This window comes from Scytonema millei VB511283, from assembly GCF_000817735.3.
Classification (GTDB): Bacteria; Cyanobacteriota; Cyanobacteriia; order Cyanobacteriales; family Chroococcidiopsidaceae; genus Chroococcidiopsis; species Chroococcidiopsis millei_B.
Window position 1 is genome coordinate 323,696 of the sequence record NZ_JTJC03000004.1, and the last position, 20,179, is coordinate 343,874.

The 20,179-nt window shown below is 44.6% G+C and carries 19 protein-coding genes and 1 pseudogene; 10 read left to right on the forward strand and 10 right to left on the reverse strand.

All coding sequences use genetic code 11. From position 1 onward, the window contains the following. Positions 1-120: 120 nt before the first annotated feature. Positions 121-1,071 carry an aldo/keto reductase gene (locus tag QH73_RS16485; RefSeq protein WP_039717093.1) on the reverse strand — a complete coding sequence of 317 codons (951 nt, stop codon included), beginning with the start codon at positions 1,069-1,071 and terminating at the stop codon, positions 121-123. A 303-nt stretch (positions 1,072-1,374) separates the two neighbouring features. Between QH73_RS16485 and QH73_RS16490 the strand changes: the two genes are divergently transcribed. From QH73_RS16490 to QH73_RS16500, 3 genes are all read left to right on the forward strand, one after another. Continuing rightward, the gene (locus QH73_RS16490; RefSeq protein WP_039717092.1) at positions 1,375-2,829 is read left to right on the forward strand and encodes a BCD family MFS transporter; all 1,455 of its coding nucleotides are present in this window, start codon (positions 1,375-1,377) and stop codon (positions 2,827-2,829) included. Between the two features lie 148 nt (positions 2,830-2,977). Beyond that, entirely contained in the window at positions 2,978-3,784 is an 807-nt protein-coding gene (locus QH73_RS16495) for an inositol monophosphatase family protein (protein ID WP_039717091.1), read from the forward strand. A gap of 103 nt (positions 3,785-3,887) precedes the next feature. Next, positions 3,888-5,429: a VanZ family protein gene (locus QH73_RS16500; RefSeq protein ID WP_132867169.1), complete on the forward strand. Its 1,542-nt coding sequence runs from the start codon at positions 3,888-3,890 to the stop codon at positions 5,427-5,429. Between the two features lie 52 nt (positions 5,430-5,481). Here the strand turns inward: QH73_RS16500 and QH73_RS16505 are convergent, their stop codons facing one another. After that, a complete protein-coding gene (locus QH73_RS16505) occupies positions 5,482-6,444 on the reverse strand; it encodes a ChaN family lipoprotein (protein ID WP_236147049.1) in 963 nt (320 codons plus the stop codon). A gap of 196 nt (positions 6,445-6,640) precedes the next feature. On the opposite strand from QH73_RS16505, the gene QH73_RS16510 reads away from it, so the two are divergent. Then, positions 6,641-7,600, forward strand: coding sequence for an MDR/zinc-dependent alcohol dehydrogenase-like family protein (locus tag QH73_RS16510; protein WP_039717089.1), 960 nt, complete (start codon positions 6,641-6,643; stop codon positions 7,598-7,600). 6 nt (positions 7,601-7,606) lie between these two features. Here QH73_RS16510 and QH73_RS16515 read toward each other — a convergent pair whose 3' ends face one another. Next, positions 7,607-7,894: a hypothetical protein gene (locus tag QH73_RS16515; RefSeq protein WP_015155487.1), complete on the reverse strand. Its 288-nt coding sequence runs from the start codon at positions 7,892-7,894 to the stop codon at positions 7,607-7,609. Positions 7,895-8,028: 134 nt separating this feature from the next. On the opposite strand from QH73_RS16515, the gene QH73_RS16520 reads away from it, so the two are divergent. The 4 genes from QH73_RS16520 (at position 8,029) to QH73_RS16535 (ending at position 11,187) form a co-directional block, all read left to right on the forward strand. Beyond that, the gene (locus QH73_RS16520) at positions 8,029-8,220 is read left to right on the forward strand and encodes a hypothetical protein (protein WP_132867171.1); all 192 of its coding nucleotides are present in this window, start codon (positions 8,029-8,031) and stop codon (positions 8,218-8,220) included. A 292-nt stretch (positions 8,221-8,512) separates the two neighbouring features. After that, entirely contained in the window at positions 8,513-9,361 is an 849-nt protein-coding gene (locus QH73_RS16525) for an AraC family transcriptional regulator (RefSeq protein WP_039717088.1), read from the forward strand. Between the two features lie 334 nt (positions 9,362-9,695). Beyond that, entirely contained in the window at positions 9,696-10,304 is a 609-nt protein-coding gene (locus QH73_RS16530) for a ferric reductase-like transmembrane domain-containing protein (protein WP_039717087.1), read from the forward strand. A 112-nt stretch (positions 10,305-10,416) separates the two neighbouring features. After that, a complete protein-coding gene (locus tag QH73_RS16535; RefSeq protein WP_039717086.1) occupies positions 10,417-11,187 on the forward strand; it encodes a 16S rRNA (uracil(1498)-N(3))-methyltransferase in 771 nt (256 codons plus the stop codon). A 33-nt stretch (positions 11,188-11,220) separates the two neighbouring features. Here the strand turns inward: QH73_RS16535 and QH73_RS16540 are convergent, their stop codons facing one another. From QH73_RS16540 to patD, 4 genes and pseudogenes are all read right to left on the reverse strand, one after another. Beyond that, on the reverse strand, positions 11,221-11,979 hold the full coding sequence (locus QH73_RS16540; protein WP_309476500.1) for an ABC transporter permease: 759 nt from the start codon (positions 11,977-11,979) through the stop codon (positions 11,221-11,223). A 112-nt stretch (positions 11,980-12,091) separates the two neighbouring features. After that, positions 12,092-13,111 carry a 1-acyl-sn-glycerol-3-phosphate acyltransferase gene (locus QH73_RS16545; RefSeq protein ID WP_039717084.1) on the reverse strand — a complete coding sequence of 340 codons (1,020 nt, stop codon included), beginning with the start codon at positions 13,109-13,111 and terminating at the stop codon, positions 12,092-12,094. Between the two features lie 153 nt (positions 13,112-13,264). Further along, positions 13,265-13,405, reverse strand: a pseudogene (locus QH73_RS28305) (low temperature requirement protein A); the annotation flags it as partial. A gap of 128 nt (positions 13,406-13,533) precedes the next feature. After that, positions 13,534-13,917 carry a heterocyst frequency control protein PatD gene (patD, locus tag QH73_RS16560; RefSeq protein WP_039717082.1) on the reverse strand — a complete coding sequence of 128 codons (384 nt, stop codon included), beginning with the start codon at positions 13,915-13,917 and terminating at the stop codon, positions 13,534-13,536. A gap of 297 nt (positions 13,918-14,214) precedes the next feature. Between patD and QH73_RS16565 the strand changes: the two genes are divergently transcribed. Both QH73_RS16565 and QH73_RS16570 read left to right on the forward strand, forming a co-directional pair. Further along, complete coding sequence (locus QH73_RS16565) at positions 14,215-16,506, forward strand: RelA/SpoT family protein (protein ID WP_039717764.1); 2,292 nt, start codon at positions 14,215-14,217, stop codon at positions 16,504-16,506. 456 nt (positions 16,507-16,962) lie between these two features. Continuing rightward, the gene (locus tag QH73_RS16570; protein ID WP_039717081.1) at positions 16,963-17,892 is read left to right on the forward strand and encodes a HetZ-related protein 2; all 930 of its coding nucleotides are present in this window, start codon (positions 16,963-16,965) and stop codon (positions 17,890-17,892) included. Between the two features lie 31 nt (positions 17,893-17,923). On the opposite strand, the gene QH73_RS16575 is transcribed toward QH73_RS16570, so the two are convergent. The 3 genes from QH73_RS16575 to rsmA form a co-directional block, all read right to left on the reverse strand. Then, complete coding sequence (locus QH73_RS16575) at positions 17,924-18,226, reverse strand: DUF3082 domain-containing protein (RefSeq protein WP_039717080.1); 303 nt, start codon at positions 18,224-18,226, stop codon at positions 17,924-17,926. A gap of 123 nt (positions 18,227-18,349) precedes the next feature. Next, entirely contained in the window at positions 18,350-19,297 is a 948-nt protein-coding gene (gene ispE, locus QH73_RS16580) for a 4-(cytidine 5'-diphospho)-2-C-methyl-D-erythritol kinase (protein WP_039717079.1), read from the reverse strand. Positions 19,298-19,357: 60 nt separating this feature from the next. After that, positions 19,358-20,173, reverse strand: a complete 816-nt coding sequence (gene rsmA, locus QH73_RS16585; protein WP_039717078.1) for a 16S rRNA (adenine(1518)-N(6)/adenine(1519)-N(6))-dimethyltransferase RsmA — start codon at positions 20,171-20,173, stop codon at positions 19,358-19,360. Between the last annotated feature and the right edge of the window lie 6 nt (positions 20,174-20,179).

Consider the following 20,179-nt stretch of genomic DNA (forward strand, 5'->3'; position numbering starts at 1 on the left):
GGGTTTTTAAAGATAAGAGAGACAAGGAGGACAAGGGGGACAAGAGAGCTGAGGGAGCTGAGGGAGCAAGATAATTCAAAATTCCCCACACCCCACACCCTCTTTACGACTCCCGACTCCCTAATAAAGCCAAGGACGAGTCACTTGCTCTAATTGAGTTATTTCTTCGTCCGTCATTTGCCAGCCGAGAGCGCCAGCGTTTTGCTGGACTTGGTTGGCATTTTTTGCACCTGCGATCGCCACTATGTTACCTTGAGCAATTAACCAATTGAGGGCGACTTGAGCGGGGGTGCGTCCGTGGCGATCGCCAATTTTTTTCAAGATTGAAATCACTGGCTCGATTTTCTGCAAACCTTCTTTGCTAAAACGAGGATCGATCCGGCGTGCGCCTGTGGGCTCGGTACTACTAGCCGTGTATTTTCCAGTTAACAAGCCTTGTGCTAGGGGGCTATAAGCCAAGATGGTTACGCCTAGCTTTCGTGCCGTGTCGAGAATGCCGTTCGTTTCAATTTGCCGCGTTAAAAGCGAGTAGCGGACTTGATTGCTAGCAAGCTTGACTCCACGAGTTGCCAAAATTTTGTATGCTTGCTGCATTTGTTCTGCGGAATAGTTGCTGACTCCTACTGCCTCAATTCTGCCTCGTTGCACTTCATCAGCAAGGGCATTCATTAGTGTTTCTTGACTCATGAAAAAGCTGAAAGACCAATGGACTTGGTAGAGGCTGACTCGCTCTAAACCCAGACGCTTGAGGCTTTCTGTCAGCGCATCAGAGACAGATTGAGCTGTAAACCGCCAAGGCGCGGGACCGAATTTCGTCGCAATCTGAATGGGGCGATCGCTTGTTTGCATGAACTGCCCCAAATACTTTTCTGATGTACCAAACCCGTAGACTTCTGCCGTGTCAAAAAATGTCGTACCTGCTTCTAGTGCGGCTTGGAAGGCTACTTGTAGCTGCTTGGCATCCTCCTCATCGCTACCGTAGTTCCAAAATAGTTTATCGCCCCACGCCCACGTTCCAATGCATAAGGGACAAACAGCAGCGCCATCCTGACCTAATTTGATAGTTTCCAATTTTATCGCACCTATTTACACTTCTTTACACTCTCTCAGTGTAGCGTTGCAGTTATCAGTTATCAGTTATCAGTTGTCAGTTGTCAGTTGTCAGTTGTCAGCTGTTAGTGTAGCGGTGCTATGTGTATCGTCTCGACAAAACGATCCGGTGACCAGTTGGTTTATAGTGATTTATTTCAGCGACAATTTCTGACTATTCTAGAAGTGGTTGTTTCAAGTCGGAATGAATTCCCTATCTTCTATATGAAACCTTGGTAGCAACTCACCGATAACTAATAACTGATAACTGATAACTGATTAAATATGGCAAAAAGTAATTTATCTGAGCGAGAGTTGCCGCCTAAAGTCAGCATCTTGACAATGTTTCGGTTGGGCTTATTTCAAATGGGGCTGGGGATGATGTCTGTCCTCACCTTGGGAGTCCTTAACCGGATTGCAATTAAAGAACTAGCAATTCCGGCTACCTTAGCAGCAGGGACGATCGCCATGCATCAATTTGTGGCTCCCTCGCGCCTGTGGTTCGGGCAAATGTCCGATGCTAAGAAAATTTGGAGCAATCACCGCACGGGTTACATTTGGATCGGTGCGGCATTATTTGCGATCGCTGCCTTTCTTGCAGTCCAAGTTATGTGGCAACTTGGCAGCAGTATATACAACCAAGGCTGGAGTTTCGTTACCTATGGTTGGATAGCGTTATTGGCAGGAATCTTTGCTTTGTACGGGTTGGCACTTAGTTCTAGTTCTACCCCATTTGCCGCTTTGCTCGTCGATGTTTCCGATGAAGACGATCGCTCTAAGCTAGTAGGTGTTGTTTGGTCGATGCTCATGGTAGGAATTGTGATTGGGGCAATTATCAGCTCCAAACTTCTGCCAGCTGCAACCACTTGTCAAGAGTCAGCTGTAGGAACAGTATCGCTTTACAGTCAACCCGCTCAACTTGCTGCCCTACAAAGCTCGATTAACCGCTTATTTTTCATTTTGCCAGCAGTTGTCACTGGGTTAGCTCTACTATCAACGTTTGGTGTAGAAAAAAAGTATTCTCGTTACACATCGCGATCGCTAGTAGCAGACAGAGAAGACCAAATTACCATATCTAGGGCGCTGAAAGTCTTAACCGCCAGCCGTCAAACGGGTTTATTCTTCACCTTTCTCCTCGCCATGACTTTAAGTTTATTCATGCAAGAGGCAGTAATGGAACCTTACGGCGGGGAAGTCTTCGGAATGTGCGTTTCGGAAACTACGAGACTGAATGCTTTTTGGGGTACGGGTACGCTACTGGGGATTGGTAGCACGGGCTTTTTAATCGTGCCACGTATTGGCAAGCAAAAAACGACTCAAATCGGCTGTATCCTAGTTGCCCTTAGTGTGGGACTCGTCATTGCATCGGGTTTTACTGCTAATCGCCAAGTTTTGCAGGGAGCATTAGTACTATTTGGCTTGGCTTCTGGCGTGACGACCACGGGTGCATTAAGTTTAATGCTAGACTTTACGGCAGCAGAAACAGCAGGGACATTTATTGGCGCGTGGGGGCTGGCGCAGGCATTAGCGCGGGCAACGGCAACAGTCAGTGGAGGGGCAATATTAGACGTAGGCAAACAGCTATTTTCAGCCCCAGTGCTAGCTTATGGTTTGGTATTTACCATTCAAGCGTTGTTAATGGTGTTAGCAATTTGGTTACTCAGTCGCGTAGATATAGTTGAATTTCGCAGCAACGCCAAAAAAGCGATCGCTTCAGTTTTTGAAAGCGAATTAGATTGATAATGGGTAATGGGTAGTTGGTAGTTGGTAGTTGGGAGGAGCGAGGAGTGAGCCTTCTATTTGTTTCCCCTTTGTCCCCCTTGTCACCCTTGTCTCCCTTATCTCCCTTGTCCCCACACCCTACACCCCGCACCCCACACCCTCATTCATGACTGACTTTTGGACGACAATTCTCGATTTTGCCGCTACCACCTCCCAGAGGGTAGGGGCGCAACTGATGCAGGATTTTGGGCAGGTACAAGCCTCTCAGAAAGCTGATGGTAGCCTCGTTACCCAAGCAGATAAATGGGCAGATCGAGAAATTCAGGATGCGATCGCCTCCAACTTCAACGGCTATGGTATTTTGAGCGAAGAGGGAGAGACAATTTTTCCCGAGGCTGAATGGTGCTGGGTTATCGATCCGCTGGATGGGACGACAAATTTTACGCGGGGAATTCCCATCTGGGGTATTTCTTTAGGACTGCTGTACCGAGGTACGCCTGTTTTTGGCTACGTCCACTTACCACCGCTAGGACAAAGTTTTCACGGCTTTTGGGCAGGAGATTCAGGGCTAGCAACACCTACAGGCGCATTTCTCAACCATCATCCGATCCATGTGAGTAAGGATGCGGCTAGCAAAAATCACTTTTTCAATCTTTGTTCCCGCAGTACATCTGTCATGCAACCTGGTTTTCCCTGCAAAATTAGGATGCTGGGGGTTGCCAGTTACAACTTTCTCACCGTTGCTGCGGGGGCTGTGCTGGGTGGTGTGGAGGCGACACCGAAAATTTGGGATTTGGCAGGGGCTTGGGTAATTTTACATGCAGCTGGGGGAACTTGGGTAGAGCTGCGATCGCAATCTATTTTTCCTTTATTACCTGGGAAAGATTACAGCAATATCTCTTTCCCCTCTCTTGTCGTCAGTCGTCGCGAACTGACTTCTGTATTTCAACCCTTCTTAGAATCTTTAAAATAGCAGCACTAATTCACTACAGATAACGTGAAATCTTTAAAAAAACACTCCGTCAAACTACGGATGAAGCGCTAAGATGTACCAGAAGCCGTACATTACTTAACACATGCACGTTCATCCGTCTGCCAGCAATTCAACTATACGTAGTCTGCGCCAATTCTTAGTTAAAAGTGCGCCATACATTGTTATTGCTAGCATTCTTCTTGTGGTTGTTGCCACTCTTTTTCCTTTCAATTTTTCTAGGGATGAAGGTGGCTCTCTGAGATATTTTCTTAGCAATTTCAAACATTCTAGTCATTTAGGCGATAAGATTAAGAATATCTTTTTATTTATTCCATTTGGCTTTGGTATCACCTGTTTTTTGCAAGCAAAAAAGCTCAATTTATTATTCAAATTAATTTTAGTTGTCGTTCTTAGTTTTAGTTTATCTTTTGCTGTAGAAACGCTTCAAATCTTCTTACCTTCTAGAGAGACTTCACCTGCCGATCTCTTGACTAATAGCTTAGGTGGATTTATCGGGTTTTTATGTTTTTACATCTGGAAATTTAAGATTGTTAACTATATTTTAAATTTGGTAGAAAACAACAAAAATCAGTTTAGTTTACCAATAGTAGTAGTTGCTTTTTTAGGTTACTTAGCTACATCAATCCTATTTACAGTTCCATTGCAATCCGCCAATAACTTAAGTACTTGGGATTTAAATTATCCTCTCATATTAGGCAACGAACGTACAGGCGAACGTCCTTGGGAAGGATTTATTTCAGAAGTGGCTTTCGCAGATAAAGCGTTTTCTTCAGCAGAAATAGAGCGCGTGTTTGCCAGCCAAAACTGGTGGAATAATGTAGATACGCCTTTGTTAGGACACTATCAGTTAGATAGACAAAATTACAGCGATCGCACGGGAACTTTACCCGACTTGAGTTGGCGAGGGCAACTGCCAGAAATAACGGACGATCGAGGAGTCTTTCTAAGCGATCGCCATTGGCTGCAATCAAATTCTCCTGTAAATCTACTGAATCAAAGATTACAAGCAAGCTCCAAGTTTACAATCATAACAACAATTGCAACTAATAATTTTCAACAAAAAGGACCAGCTAGAATCGTCTCTATTTCAGAAAGTCATGGTAGGCGCAATTTTACTTTAGGACAACAAGGTAATCATTTGAATCTGCGACTGCGAACACCAATTAACGGTGTTAATGCTCAATATTTAGATACGAACGTTTATAACGTTTTTACAGATAATCGACTCCACAAGCTAGTCATCACATATGCTAATTCAGGGTTGCACGTCTATGTAGACAAACTCCAAAATAGACATGATATTAACCTTCTAGAAATCTTACCAAAAGAAGATCGAATTCTTTACTATGGCTTGACCTTCATTCCTTTAGGAGCGCTATTAGCAGTTGTCATTACTTTAGCAAAAAAACAATTCATTCGTTATATATTATTTTATGCTGGTGTATTGTTGCCAACTCTTATCGTAGAAATAATATTAGCAACGAGTAGTGGTAGAAGTTTTGAAATCGCTAATATTCTACTCGGACTATTAATGACAGCTTCTACAACCCTAATTTTGAAATTACAAATACCTTTTTGGTTGAGAAATAAAGTATTAAATTACGCTAATCATAAAAACTTCTAGTAGGATGGGCAACGCCCACCTTATATTTAAATCTCACTGAGACAAATAAAAGCTACTGCCAAATATAATCTGCTATTGGTTGAGAAGAATTAGTATCAGTATTTTTAGGAAGACTTAACAACACAGAAACCTGTGAGAATTGCCGATGCATTCTTCTAGCTACGCGGCTAGGAATGCCATAACCATAAATAATATGTCCTTGCCCAGCAATCACGACAACTTGATGACTAGGATTAGCTTTGACAAACTTAGCAACTTCTGCTGCCATAGTCTCATCCCATAAAACCTGAGCGAGAAAAAAGCGATCGAAACCGCTACTATTACCACGATTAGAATGTTGATGCTGTTCAAAAGTTTTTGCCAACATCTGACGGTAAGCAGCATTATCAGTCCGAATTTCTGAAGCAGGAGGAATAATTTTTCGCTGCTGAGGTGTGAGACTATCTAAACCTTCTTTTGCCACTTGACGAGTAATTTCAGAAGGAGTGTTCGCAGCTAAAACCGACAATTGCTTCTCTTTCGCAAATCTGAGTATAGGCGCATAAGATTCCCAAGAATATCCCCATCTTTGCTCGTATTCAGTTTGTTCTAGCAACTCTTTTTCAGTCAACTTACCAGCTAAATAGCTATCGATCGCATCTTGGTACGGTATTTGAAACATCTCCATCGCGATCGCAACTTGAGGATTTCTTTTTTGTAACTCTTGAATTATTTTTAACTGAATTTTACGATCGCGATCGCGATCGTGAGTTTCTCCTAAATACACTACATCCACCTCGATCAGTTCTTGAATAGTCTGTGAAGGAGTTATAACAATATCTTCTGCTTTACAGTTACTATTATTTAAGTTCTGGGAGATCGAAGCAGGAAACATATCTAGCTTTTCTGTTCTAACAAATTGCGGACGACAATTGTTAGTAGCTTCTTGAGCATGGATAAACTGAGTCCAAATAGCAACAAGACCAAAAACACCAACTAAGCAATAAAATAATCGTCGCCATTGCTGCTTTTTCATTAGCCATTTCATCTGCTGCAATGTATCCTCAATTAGTGATAGAACTGCGATCGCTTGCCATCTTATTTATCCTAAATGAATCTCAGCTCGTCCGAGAAAATTATGAGAGGCTTGTATTCACGCCTTCAGCCTGTTAACCTTACACGTTAAAACTAGAATAATCAAAACTAGAATAGTCTCCAGCCCCTAGCCGCGTATGAAAGGACTCTGGCTCGAAAACAACCAATTGCAACTGCGCGCAGATCTCCCCACTCCCGAACCTTCCCCAGGAGAAGCCTTAGTGCGCGTCCTACGCGCGGGTATTTGTAACACGGACTTAGAACTGATCCGAGGCTACTATCCCTACACGGGGATTTTGGGTCACGAATTTGTTGGCGTAGTCGAACAAGGACCCCCTCACCTAGTTAACCAAAGGGTTGTAGGAGAAATCAATGCTACCTGCGGTCAATGTCGGTTCTGTCGCAACGGACAGCCAACCCACTGCGAAAACCGCACCGTGCTGGGAATCGTCAACCGTGATGGAGCCTTCGCCGACTATCTCACTTTACCAGCCACAAACCTACACCCCGTCCCGGACAACGTTTCAACAGAAGCTGCTACGTTTACCGAACCTATCGCCGCAGCACTAGAAATTCAGCAGCAGGTGCAAATCCGGGCAGCAGATCGCGTGTTAGTAGTGGGAGATGGTAAATTAGGGCAGCTAGTCGCCCAAACCTTAGCCTTAACTGGTTGCGATTTATTAGCTGTAGGCAGACATCAGGAAAAACTGGCTAATTTAGAAGCGCGAGGGATTAAAACAGGCTTAGCCGAAACCGTAACCGACAGATCTTTCGATCTTTCCGTCGAGTGTACGGGCAATCCAGCCGGATTTGCGATCGCCCGTCGTGCGTTGCGTCCTCGCGGTACGCTAGTACTCAAAAGCACCTATGCAGGTAACTTAAGTTTTGATGCTTCCGCTTTGGTTGTAGACGAGATTACCCTCATCGGTTCCCGTTGCGGACCTTTTCCCGCCGCCCTAAATTTACTCGCCACTCAAAAAGTAGACGTTCAACCACTAATTCACGCTCGTTATCCGCTCAGTCAAGGTTTAGCTGCCTTTGAACGCGCTCAAACACGCGGTGTGATGAAGGTCTTGTTAGAAATGGATCGAGATTGAGCTAATTTAGTACAGCAAGGGATTGGTTTTCGCTTGGTAATCCATGCAAGTAATTGCTGCCTCGGTATTAGCAATCGTAGGTTGTACCGTACATTTCAGTCGATAATCTCCTGTAAAAAATTGACAATTCGTACAGGGAATTTGGTGCAATTTTTGACTGGTAGCTACACTGTCTCGCACAGCGCTATAGAGACTCCAAACGATTAGAGCCACAATTGCCCAAGCACTAACAAAGCAAACCGGAACTAAAATTGGTTGGATAGCTTGAATGACAAAATAAATGAATTGCAACACGAAAACTCCAAAAAGCAAAAAAACTAAGAACGTAAGTTACGAGTATTTGTCTGTTTGATGACTTGTAGAAATTCTACAAAAAACCGCTTGAATTCACACTCCTCCCTATGTTGGGTTTATCTGGCAATTAAGTAGTGTTCGACACAAAGTTGTCAGCTATCAGTTGTCAGTTATCAGTTATCAGTTATCAGCAGGAGTCAGGAGCCAGGAGTCAGGAGTTAGGAGAAAAGAATATAAATACAATTTCTTTCACGCACCACGCACCACGCACCACTCACCACCCAACTACCAATGACCAACTTAACGTAAAACTACTGAGACATTAGGCATGGCTTCACAAATAAAACAAATTCCTCAGTAAAAATGCGCTTGGAGCGATCGCGACGGAAAGGATAACTTGTGTCCAGTTGCGTTCCTTTATACCAACGATAGTCACTTTAGGGGATTGCCTGGGAAACGGGAACGATTGTTTCTCCTTTCCCCTTTCCCTTTAATTACTGACTTGCTCTCTCTATGAAAAACTTAGGCTCTCCTGATAGGTATGAGACGAGCCGCGCTACCCAGAACGGCATCCCCTGGTACATTAATAGCAGACACCAGTAGAGCCTATACTAAACTATGTCTCATGACGAACATCCCGAGCATTTACATCTTTTAGAGGCGGGATGGGATGGCTTTCATTTCATCTATGAGTTAGAACCTGCTGATGAAATGCCTGCGAGTTACATGAGTCAGCATTTGGTGATTATTGCTCTAGACAATTTTCGGGCAAGCTTCGATTTCAATGGCAGCTGGCGACATATAGATTACGCTCAAGGCGATATTGGCATTTTTCCAGCCAGCCAACTGTTCCCCAGAACGCAAGTGGATCGCGAAGTCCCCATCTTAGATCTATTTCTCGATCCTGCCACCCTATGCCTTAGTGTCGATAAATCGTTCGATGGAAATTGTATCGAACTCATGCCTCAGTTGCAATTACGCGATCCGTTGATTCAGCAGATAGGGTTAGCGTTGAAAGCTGAGTTGACAGTGGGAGGTGCAGAGAGTCGGTTATATGCAGAGTCAATGGTAACGGCGCTTGCGGCTCACTTACTGCGTCGCTACACTTCTCGCCAGCAGCCAGTGAGAGATTATCGAGGCGGATTGCCCAAGTATAAACAAGATCGAGCGATCGCCTATATTTATGAAAATTTAGATCGGAACATCACTTTGGCAGAACTGAGTCATGTCGTCAACATGAGTCCCCATTATTTTGCAACTTTGTTCAAACAATCGATCGGGCTATCACCACATCAATACATCACGAAATGCCGGATTGAGACAGCAAAGCATCTACTCGCCAAGCAGGAACTCACAATTGTAGAAATTTCTCAGCAAGTGGGGTTCCAAAATCAAAGTCACTTCACGAGAATATTTCGCCAACACGTCAAGACTACGCCAAAAATTTATCGAGACAAGCGAAAATAAGTCAAAAGTTAAAAATTAAAAGTTAAAAAGCTCTTTATACCAATTCTGTTTATCTTCGCCATAAACTGAGCGTCGTAGCCCTCCTTTTTAAGAGAGTGGAAAGCCCTGCGCGGATTGCCATCACCTTGTTTATCTTTGCAATCAACTGAGCGTCGTAGCCCTCCTTTTTAAGGGGGGTTGGGGGGATCTTCACACAAAGTAGTCAGAAAGAATTGGTATTACGGGGAAAGTTTTTGGAAGAATAGAACATTTTTCGGAATAATCGGCAAGACAGCACCTAAAGGCGATCGCTAAATTAACTACCAATTGGTATCCTCAGTTGGAGTTGTAAACTATGACAGACGCTCAGCTCCCATCATTACAAAAATGGGGTATTGTCGGTTGGTCGGCGCTAGCAGTTGGCACGATGGTTGCTACCATTTGGCTAGTTAATGGAATAGACGAACAAGGAATGCGGATGGCAATTAGAGCCACTGCTCGTACTTCGTGTATTCTGTTTCTGTGTGCTTTTGTCGCTTCGGCACTACGTCGAATGCGATCTACCCCTCTTTCGGTTTGGCTGCTGAAAAATCGTCGTTATTTTGGGGTATCAATGGCAGTTTCCCATACCTATCACGCGATCGCAATTTTTGGCTTATGGTATGTCACTGCTGGAGCTGCGCCTAAGTTCGAGTCTTTCACAACGCTCGCCATACTAGGCTATATCTTTCTGATTGCCATGACAATAACATCCTTCGATCGCCCAGCTGCTTTGTTGGGACAGAGAGGGTGGAAAATCTTACATACTACAGGGATGCACTTTTTCTGGCTGGCTTTTACGGTAGAATTCAGCTTCAAAATTGCCAATTCACCGCCGATCTATTTCCCCTTTGTTGTCTTGTTAGTCGGGGCTATGGTGCTGCGTTTAGTGACTCCTAGAAGGCAAAGAAAGTTAGCTAGCTAATTTTTCGCCTTCTGCTGCCAATCTGAGGAACAACCAGGCTAATGGCTTTATCTCAGTGGCACTACCAATAGATGATGGGATCGAGTATTCTGTCAAACTGTAAAGTTAATACATGTCTCAACTGCAACGAATCGTCATTGCTCCCGCACAACTGCAACAGCAGCAAATTACCCTCACATCGCAGCAACAGCATTATCTCATGCGAGTCTTGCGGCTGCGTCAGGGCGATCGCTTTATTGCGATGGATGGGAAAGGTCAATGGTGGCTAGCGGTATTAGCAGAGACAACAGCACAAATTTTAGAACAAATGCAGGTGCAAACTGAGTTACCTGTAGAAATAACTCTGATGGTGGCGCTACCCAAGGGAAATGGATTTGATGAAGTGGTACGCGCTTGTACTGAGTTAGGAGTCAATTGTTTTGCTCCAGTAACCAGCGATCGCACTTTACTCCATCCCAGCCCGCAAAAACTAGAGCGTTGGCGGCGAATTGCAGCCGAGGCGGCGGAACAATCGGAACGTCAAATCGTACCGACGATTTTAGATCCCGTCCCCTTTAACAAGGGATTGTTGTCTGTGACAGGCGATCGCAAGTATATCTGTGTAGCACGGGGTAATGCTCCTCATTTGATCGCAAGTTTGCAATCGATCCCCCCTAGCCCCCCTTATCAAGGAGGGTTGGAGGGATCTATCGTCATTGCCACAGGTGCAGAAGGCGGTTGGACGACAAACGAAGTCGAAAATGCGATCGCCTCAGAATTTCAACCTGTCTCGCTGGGTAAACGAATTTTACGCGCAGTCACCGCTCCCATTGTCGCCGTATCGCAAATATCTGCGATTGTAGAGATAAGCAAAAACTCTGAAAACCCTGGGCTTGTACCCTAAATTTTGACTTTTGACTTTTGACTTTTGACTTTCTTACGAACTCTCTTTCTCACCGCGATCGCGAATATATTCTGCCAAGAAAGCAACAAATCCAGAAACAATCATTAGAATGACGCTCAAAGCATTAATATCGGGTTTGACTCCCGTGCGGATGCGACTGAAAATTTCCATCGGTAAAGTATTGATGCCGCTTCCAGATGTAAAACTAGAGATGAGAAAATCATCTAGGCTGAGAACGAAAGCCAGCAAACAACCAGCGACAATTCCAGGCATTAACTGCGGTAACAAAACCTTGACAAAAGCTTGCAATGGTGTAGCGCCGAGGTCAAGTGCGGCTTCTTCTAAATGGGGGTCTAACTTTGCTAGTCGCGCCGCCACCACAATTCCCACATAGGCAAGGCAAAAGACAATATGAGCGGCTACAATCGTCCACAAGCTTAACGAAATGGCAAATGTAGCCAGAAAGACGAGGGTAGCTACGGCGATCGCAATATCGGGAATAATCATTGGTAAGTATGAAATCCCGCGATAGATCGTCTTCCCAGGAAATCTATATCGTCCTAAACCTACTGCCATCAGGGTTCCCAAAACAGCCGAAATGACGACAGCAAATACAGCCACAATCAGACTATTTTGTAGTGCTGCCAGGATGCGACTATCTTGAAACAACTGTTGATACCATTTGAGCGTGAACCCTTGCCAGCCAGCACTGTAGGGAGAAGTATTGAAACTATAGAAAGCGAGAACGAAGATCGGCAGGTACATGAATAGATACATCAGTACCGAAAACATGGTTTGCCAAGTAAAACTACGAGCTTTGGTTTTGGGATGTTTCACGCAGTTCCTCTTCTACCCTTAAGTTAATTTAGTATAAACAGGCAAAAGGTAGAAAGGCTCGATTTCTTCACTTATCGCCACTGCCGCTTAATATACAATTAATCGCATTTTGCAACTTATCTCTGAATGCTTGTGCTGCTTGATATGCTGCAACTCTTTCGCGACGCGAGGTACGATCTTTCAAATCTACTCGATATACAGGTTGAACAAAGTAACGCAAACGCGATCGCATTGCCCATACTCCCATAGAAGGAAATAATGCGAATAAAGGCATTAAAGGCGATAGAGGTAAGAAAGGTAAGCCCAATATCTTTCCAATGTGTTGCAAATTCAAATTAATGGCAAATGGATGCAAAAATTCATTGCCAAGACAAATAACTGGCAAAATTGGGATTTGGTGGCGATCGCTCAAACGAATAAAACTCGGATCGAAACTTGCCAATTGATACCTTTGCTGCCAGCCTTTACTAGGTCCCCGCAGTCCTTCCGGTGCGTACAATAATACAGTTTTTTGGGCGATCGCGGTCTCAAATTCCTCTTTTTCTGCCCTTACGCCGCCTAAAACTTGCGACCATCCAGGGGGTAGCCACCAAATCATCCAAGGGTGATCGAATAAGGAGACTCCAGCTAATGGTTTAACATTCCATTCCCTTACCGTACTTAATAAATAAGCCAAAACGATAAAATCCCAGGGAAAAGACATTCCAGCATGGTTCATCGCCACAATCATCGATTCTGATTCCGGCAAGTTTTCGATTTGCCTCAGTTCGCCACGGTAGTAATATTTGGCAATTGGCGCTAAGACTTCATTCCGAAAAGCTTGTTGATAGTTGCGATCGAATTGCACTGCTGGTTGACGCGGAAATCGACAACCCAAGCGTAACCACCGCAGTAACAAGGCAATATAAAATCCGCCTGGAAGTAGAAATAATCCATACTCTAACCAATTCCAACCATCAGGATCGGCGTGATAGTGTTGCCAGTGACGATTAAATAGGATCAGCCAGCCGGGAGGATACCAAAGGCAAAACCGATCGAACCAGGTAAACTTATAGCCACTCACGTTTTTGTTACTGCCAAAAACCACCCTACCTCATCCTAAATCATTCCCACATTACACCTGCTAGCTGTCTGCGCGTCTATCCTACTCACGGAGGAATTTCGAGCTTTCTATATCGCGTACGCATCTAGAGCTTAAAATTACTAATTCGCATCTATTTTTTTCTACGGATTCAATAGTATTTTCGTAGAGATTGTGAGCCAGTTGAGCTACCGCGACGACATACACTAAGTCGTAAAACAGTTCCATCCATGTCACACGACGTTGTTCTGCTTCCGTCTCATCACCAATTCTTAACTGGGGTTGCCACCAACTTTTCATAATTGGTAGTTGGTAGTTGGTAATTGGTAGTTGGTAGTTGGTAGTTGGTAGTTGGTAGTTGGTAGTTGGTAGTTGGTAGTTGGTAGTTGGTAGTTGGTAGTTAGTAATTATTCTCCTCTGCTCGTCTATTACTCCGTTTCCTTGTCCCCCTTGTCCAAAACTAAAATCGCCTCGCAATAACTCAGTAGAGTCTGAAGGCGTTGGGTAATCTGCTGCTGACGGGTTTGTAGTGTCTGAGGTTGTCTAGCAGCTTGCAAAAATGACACATCCATACTGAGCAAGTTGAATTGCTTGCTAATTTCCGTTTGCAGCGATCGCACTCTCGACTCTACCGCTGGATCGAGATCTTGACTATCTAAACTGGCAATCTGTTGCTGAAAATACCGCTGTGCTGCCAAAACATTCTGGCGCAGTCTGGGAGGTTCCACCTCTGGTGCTGTCGCCGCTGCTTGTATTCCCTTTAGCAGTTCCCTCAGCTTTTGATAGCACTGATAATAAAGATCTGGCAACATGGAGCGGATTAATAAGATATTATTAGTGTAAAGAATTATGTTTCAAAGCATAAAGTCCATTAATCTACCTGAGCGAATAAATTTGAGATTAAACCAGTTCGAGATTGAACCAGCTTGAAATTCAACAGGTTTGAAATTTGTCTGATTACGTGCGATTTGGCAAGATATTTTCTCAATACCCCGATTTCATAGATCTATTGCCATATATACACTTCGGCAATAATTTCAGCCACAAGATTGTAGTTTATGCTACGCTTACTCATCCCCCAAAATTAAAGAGTGTTTGAAGCCGCCCCCATGAACACCCTGACTGCTACTGCCACCACTGTTTGTAATTCCTACGAATGTACTATACCTGACTGGTTGCAAACCTGCCTTGTAGAGAATTCGGAATTAGAAACACAACCTACTGCGACAGATAATCAACTAATTTGTCGTGCTTTTAACTTTGCTTACCAACTGCATCAAGGGCAATATCGCAAGTCAGGAGAACCTTACATTTGTCACCCCGTAGCTGTAGCGGGTTTGCTCAGAGATTTGGGAGGTGGTAGTGCAATGATTGCAGCCGGATTTCTTCACGACGTAGTAGAAGATACGGATGTAACCTTAGAGGATATAGAGCAACAATTTGGCGCAGAAGTCAAGCATTTAGTAGAAGGTGTTACAAAACTATCTAAGTTTTCCGAAACTTTTTCGAGTAAAACAGAACGGCAAGCAGAGAATTTTCGACGCATGTTTTTGGCGATGGCGCAAGATATTCGCGTTATTGTCGTGAAACTTGCCGATCGCCTGCACAATATGCGAACTTTGGAACACTTACCCGATGAAAAACGCCGTCGCATCGCTTTAGAAACCAGAGAAATTTTTGCTCCACTGGCAAATCGGCTAGGTATTGGGACATTTAAATGGGAATTAGAAGATTTAACCTTTAAATACCTCGAACCAGAAGCCTATCGTCAAATTCAAGACTTAGTAGCGGAGAAGCGAACAGACCGAGAAGCAAGGCTGACGCGGGTGATTGAAGTTTTGCAGCAGGGGATGGCGCAATCACACATTCAATGTATTGATATTAGCGGTCGTCCCAAGCATCTATATGGTATCTACCAAAAAATGCAGCGGCAGCAAAAAGAATTCCACGAAATCTACGATCTAGCTGCAATTCGGATCATCGTCAAAACTAACGAAGAATGCTACCGCGCTTTAGCCGTGGTACACGACGCTTTTAGACCGATTCCCGGTCGATTTAAAGACTATATCGGCTTACCCAAACCCAATCGCTACCAGTCTCTACACACTACAGTAGTCGGCTTTACGGGTCGTCCTCTCGAAGTGCAAATCCGCACGATAGACATGCACCACATTGCCGAGTATGGGATTGCCGCGCACTGGAAGTATAAGGAAACGGGAGGTTCTATCCATACCAAGCTGACACCTGTAGATGAGAAATTCACCTGGTTGCGCCAACTCTTGGAGTGGCAGAACGACCTCAAAGATGCTCAAGAGTACTTAGAGAGTATCAAAGATAATTTATTTGAAGACGAAGTTTATGTCTTCACTCCCAAGGGTGATGTTGTGCCTCTCACCCCTGGTTCGACAGCAATAGATTTCGCTTACCGGATTCACACAGAGGTGGGAAATCACTGTGCGGGGGCGAAAGTTAACGGCAGAATGGTAACGCTGGATACAGCCTTAAAAAATGGCGATATTGTAGATATTTTAACCCAGAAGAACAGCCACCCTAGCTTGGATTGGCTAAATTTTGTCAGAACTTCCGCAGCGAAAAACCGAATTCGACAGTGGTACAAGCGATCGCGGCGGGAAGAAAACGTTGCCCGTGGACGGGAATTGTTAGAAAAAGAATTGGGGAAAACTGGCTTTGAAGCCTTACTCAAGTCAGACCCGATGCAAGCTGTTGCCGAACGCTGCAACTATCATAGCGTCGAAGACTTACTTGCTGCTTTGGGTTACGGCGAAGTGACGTTAAACCTCGTACTCAACCGCTGGCGAGAAATCGTGAAAGGTCAGCAGCTGATTCCTGCTGAACCAGAAGTTCCACTCAGTTTAATACCTGCAAATGCCAAATCGACCCGCGAAGCAGCAGTTGCACCTAAATCTCGTGCTAGCGAATCGCCGATCGCCGGTGTAGAAGGATTACTCTATCATTTAGCTAAGTGTTGCAGCCCAATCCCAGGAGAATCTATTATTGGTGTCGTAACCACCCGTTCTCAGCGCGGCATCTCGATCCACCGTCAAGGCTGTCCAAACGTCGAGAACATCCCCTACGATCGCCTCGTCCCCGTCAGCTGGAATGCTAACGGCGATCGCAATCCCCGTCCGCAGACTTACCAGGTAAACGTCCAAATTGAAGCGATCGATCGCGTCGGCGTATTAAAAGATATACTGTCTCGTCTCAGCGACCAAAGTATCAACGTCCGCCACGCTTCCGTCAAAACAGCCAACGGTCAGCCAGCAATCATTGAATTAGGCATAGATATTCGCGATCGCCATCAACTCGAACACATCTTCAACCAAATCCGCAAAATGAGCGACATCATCGACCTGCGCCGCGTCGGTCAAGTGGATGAATGAGGAGTGAGGAGCGAGGAGCGAGGGGGAGATGAACAACTTCTGACTTACGACTTACGACTTACGACTTCATTATGACTTTTTCAGACCTTTCCTCACTAGTCAACTAGGGAGCGATTTAGTGGCGCTTGGCGAAGTGCTGTCTATTTCTGACTTTTTCATGCTGGCAAAATCGAAGCCGTATTTTAATCTGTATTCATGGTCACATCAACCTTGAAGCAGTTACCAAAAGTTTCAGGTAATGATAGCTAGTCACTAGTCACTGTTAACTGTTAACTGTTAACTGTTAACTGACAACTGACAACAGACCACCCTTGGGAGGATTGTTAGGAACGACAAGACTGCAAGTGTTGCGCTCCCGATAGGGGTAAAAAACCAGAATACAACTGCCGCGATCGCGCTATTCGTTCAACTAAGCACGATTGACCCAGCAGTATTGAGTAAAGTAAGGAGTCGCAAATGCAGGTTGTCACATTACCTTTAGAATCAAAATTTACAGCTAGCCAAAACGCTACATTTGAAAATATATTGCAAGCTTGGCACTGGCAATTGGCATTCGACTATCCCGATCGCCGTGTAGCTACTAGAGATAGTATTGTTGACTGGCTAATCGGAAACCATTTCGAGCAATTCGACCAGCTTGACCCACAGCAAATCCAACTGATCCAGCAAGGGATGGCATATCGCTATCGGATTTTGCAGAATCGTTATTTGGGACAAGCGCCAGAACAAGGCTATCGTCGTCTGATGACTCGCTTAGGTAGCCTAGTCGTGCTGCAAAATAAGATTCGGATGATGGTTGACCTCAGCCGCGATCGCCGCCGTCAGGTGACGGAAGTATTACAAGAATTTTTGCAAGATTTACTGCAACGCGATTCCTACTTACAACAGCAAATGGCAGCGATCGCTAAATGTACGGACGATATTTGTCTACGACATGCCTTAATATTTACAACGATTGAAGAGTACTGCTTGCGACCAGTTCGCAATCAACCACTGATTGTTTATCGCTTTATCAATTACATGCGTCGCCTCGCACCAGGAGGAGTGACGCAAGTTCCAAAAAACGGAGAAATTCGGATTGTCTTTGCCCAAATTCCCTCAGAAGACAGCGATCGCAGTTTCAGTTTGTTAGATGCCCAGGCGATCGAGCAAGATCGCGAGCAAGAAGAAGCAGTTGAACAACAGCAGCAGCGAGATGAAATCAAACAGCGGCTATCCAAATATCTAGAGCAAAAGTTGGGACGTTTAGCTGTAGAGTGGTTGGATTTATACCTCCAAGGACAACCGCAGCAAGCGATCGCTTCTCAGTTAAATTTAACGACTAAAGATGTTTATCGTCTGCGCGAAAAAGTTTGCTATCATGCTATGCGGCTGTTTCGGAAATAACATCTTGATAGAGGCGCACATCTGTGCGCCCCTACTCTTCCTTTTTCGTCAGTTTTTGAATCGAAAGTTGAATTGCGAGTGCAACTAGACCTATAGCGACAATACCGAATATACCTGTACCTAGTGCCATGATTCCTACAACCAGAGTACGGACGGCAGCAGCAATATTAACGACAGTAAAATTATCAGAATGAATTGGTTTGCGAGCAAACGTTTGCGCGATCGCGGCTGTGAGAGAATAGGCTGCAAAAGCAATTCCTGCCGAAATCACTGCCCCACTCATACAGCGTAAGGGAGTTGGTTCTGGCGATTGTGTGGTTTGATTGTCTGGCATTGGTAAGTGGTTGACGGTTGACGGTTGACGGTTGACAGTGACTAGTGGCTAGTGGCTAGAATCGCTCCCTCTGCTCCCTGATAACTGATAACTGGTCACTGATAACTGATAACTGATAACTGGTCACTGGTTACTGACTTGTATTCCCCCACTACACATTCGGGCAATCCATAGGTCTAAATCGGGATCGGGGATGGTTTGACGGACTTGCTGGTGTACCTGTTGGGCTTGTTCTAATGAAGTACATAGAGCAAATACTGTAGGACCAGAACCAGACATCATCGCACCATCAGCGCCGCTGTCTTGAAATGCTTGCCGTAGTTGCGAGACTTGGGGATATTCTGGTAAGACAACTTTTTCTAAATCGTTGTGTAGTTTTTGGGCAATTTCTGCCCCATCTTCATGAATAATTGCTTTCACCATAGGTCCTGAGTGGACGGCTTGAGCGCGAGATTCGAGGTTTTGGATATTTCTCGTGTAGGTATGACCGAAGGTGGCGCGATAAGTTGAATACGCCCAAACTGTGGAAACTGCCAAACTACGATGTTTACCGAGAACGACATATAAATTATCGAGACTGGGGAGGGGAGACAGCTGTTCTCCCCGTCCTGTGGCGATCGCCGTTCCGCCTGCAATACAAAAAGGTACGTCAGAACCAATTTGGGCTGCGAGTTCCTGCAATTCCGATTGCGTGAGTCCCAGTTTCCACAATAAATCTATACCGACCAAAACGGCAGCAGCATTGCTAGATCCTCCTGCTAAACCAGCAGCAATCGGGATCTTTTTGTGAATCGTAATTTCTACCCCGCCATATTGAGCAAAACTTTCTGGAAAATGTTTCGCCATCAGTTCGGCGGCGCGGTAAGCGAGATTGCTTTTATCTGCTGGGACTTGGGCACGATCGCAGTGAACGCGGATGGTATCGGTACTAATGGCTCGAATATCGATTTTGTCAGCCAGATCGATACTTTGCAGGATCATTACCAATTCGTGATATCCATCTGGGCGATCGCCTAAGATTTCCAGATACAGATTAATTTTTGCCGGAGCAATCAGAGAATAGGAACGCATTCAGTTATCAGTTATCAGTTATCAGTTACCAGTTACCAGTTACCAGTTATCAGTTACCAGTCACCCATGACCTAAACTATTACTCAAATTTACCCATTGAGCCACGCTTAAATCCTCAGCGCGGGATTGGGGATTTATCTTTAATTCTTGCAGTAAATGGCTGAGGCGATCGCTATCGACTAGTGCTTTCAAATTATTTCGTAACATTTTCCGCTTGGCACTAAAACCAATTTTGACTAAAGCTTCCAATTGCTTCGGATCGTTGGCTACAGTTGACAATGTTCGCGGACGCAACCGCACTACGGCAGAATCTACTTTTGGTGGTGGTTGAAAAGCTCCGGCTGGGACAATACAAATCTGTTCGCAGGCTGCTAAATACTGCACTCTAACAGACAAAGCTCCAAATGCTTTCGATTCAGGTTTAGCATACAGTCTATCTGCCACTTCTTTTTGAACTAACAATACAATTGATTCGTATGGCTCTGGGTTAGGTTCGGCAATTGTTCCCAGCAGTTTTTCTAGAATTGGTCCAGTAATGTTGTACGGAATATTAGCAACAACTTTATTTGGCTTTTGAAAATTTGGTAATGGAGCTAATAAAGTAGCTAAATCTAAATTTAGGAAGTCACCTTGCAATAGTAAAAAATTCTCTACTTTTTTTAATTTTTGTGTTAGCAACTGACAGAGATCGCGGTCGATTTCTACCGCTACTACAGATGAGGCGAGGGGTAAAAGCTGCCGAGTTAAGACACCTGTACCAGGACCAATTTCTAAAATGCGATCGCCTTGTTGAATCTCCGCCGCCTGTACGATTCGATCCAAGGCTTTCTCGCTCTTAAGCCAGTGCTGAGCAAATTGTTTTCTAGTTTTAATCACTCTACC

What these genes read in the sequence shown, in the direction of transcription:
- QH73_RS16490 (WP_039717092.1), top strand. Translation starts at nt 1,375, where the DNA reads ATGGCAAAAAGTAATTTATCTGAGCGAGAGTTGCCGCCTAAAGTCAGC.
- QH73_RS16495 (WP_039717091.1), top strand. Translation starts at nt 2,978, where the DNA reads ATGACTGACTTTTGGACGACAATTCTCGATTTTGCCGCTACCACCTCC.
- QH73_RS16500 (WP_132867169.1), top strand. Translation starts at nt 3,888, where the DNA reads ATGCACGTTCATCCGTCTGCCAGCAATTCAACTATACGTAGTCTGCGC.
- QH73_RS16505 (WP_236147049.1), bottom strand. Translation starts at nt 6,444, where the DNA reads ATGAAAAAGCAGCAATGGCGACGATTATTTTATTGCTTAGTTGGTGTT.
- QH73_RS16510 (WP_039717089.1), top strand. Translation starts at nt 6,641, where the DNA reads ATGAAAGGACTCTGGCTCGAAAACAACCAATTGCAACTGCGCGCAGAT.
- QH73_RS16525 (WP_039717088.1), top strand. Translation starts at nt 8,513, where the DNA reads ATGTCTCATGACGAACATCCCGAGCATTTACATCTTTTAGAGGCGGGA.
- QH73_RS16530 (WP_039717087.1), top strand. Translation starts at nt 9,696, where the DNA reads ATGACAGACGCTCAGCTCCCATCATTACAAAAATGGGGTATTGTCGGT.
- QH73_RS16535 (WP_039717086.1), top strand. Translation starts at nt 10,417, where the DNA reads ATGTCTCAACTGCAACGAATCGTCATTGCTCCCGCACAACTGCAACAG.
- QH73_RS16540 (WP_309476500.1), bottom strand. Translation starts at nt 11,979, where the DNA reads ATGTTTTCGGTACTGATGTATCTATTCATGTACCTGCCGATCTTCGTT.
- patD (WP_039717082.1), bottom strand. Translation starts at nt 13,917, where the DNA reads ATGTTGCCAGATCTTTATTATCAGTGCTATCAAAAGCTGAGGGAACTG.
- QH73_RS16565 (WP_039717764.1), top strand. Translation starts at nt 14,215, where the DNA reads ATGAACACCCTGACTGCTACTGCCACCACTGTTTGTAATTCCTACGAA.
- QH73_RS16570 (WP_039717081.1), top strand. Translation starts at nt 16,963, where the DNA reads ATGCAGGTTGTCACATTACCTTTAGAATCAAAATTTACAGCTAGCCAA.
- QH73_RS16575 (WP_039717080.1), bottom strand. Translation starts at nt 18,226, where the DNA reads ATGCCAGACAATCAAACCACACAATCGCCAGAACCAACTCCCTTACGC.
- ispE (WP_039717079.1), bottom strand. Translation starts at nt 19,297, where the DNA reads ATGCGTTCCTATTCTCTGATTGCTCCGGCAAAAATTAATCTGTATCTG.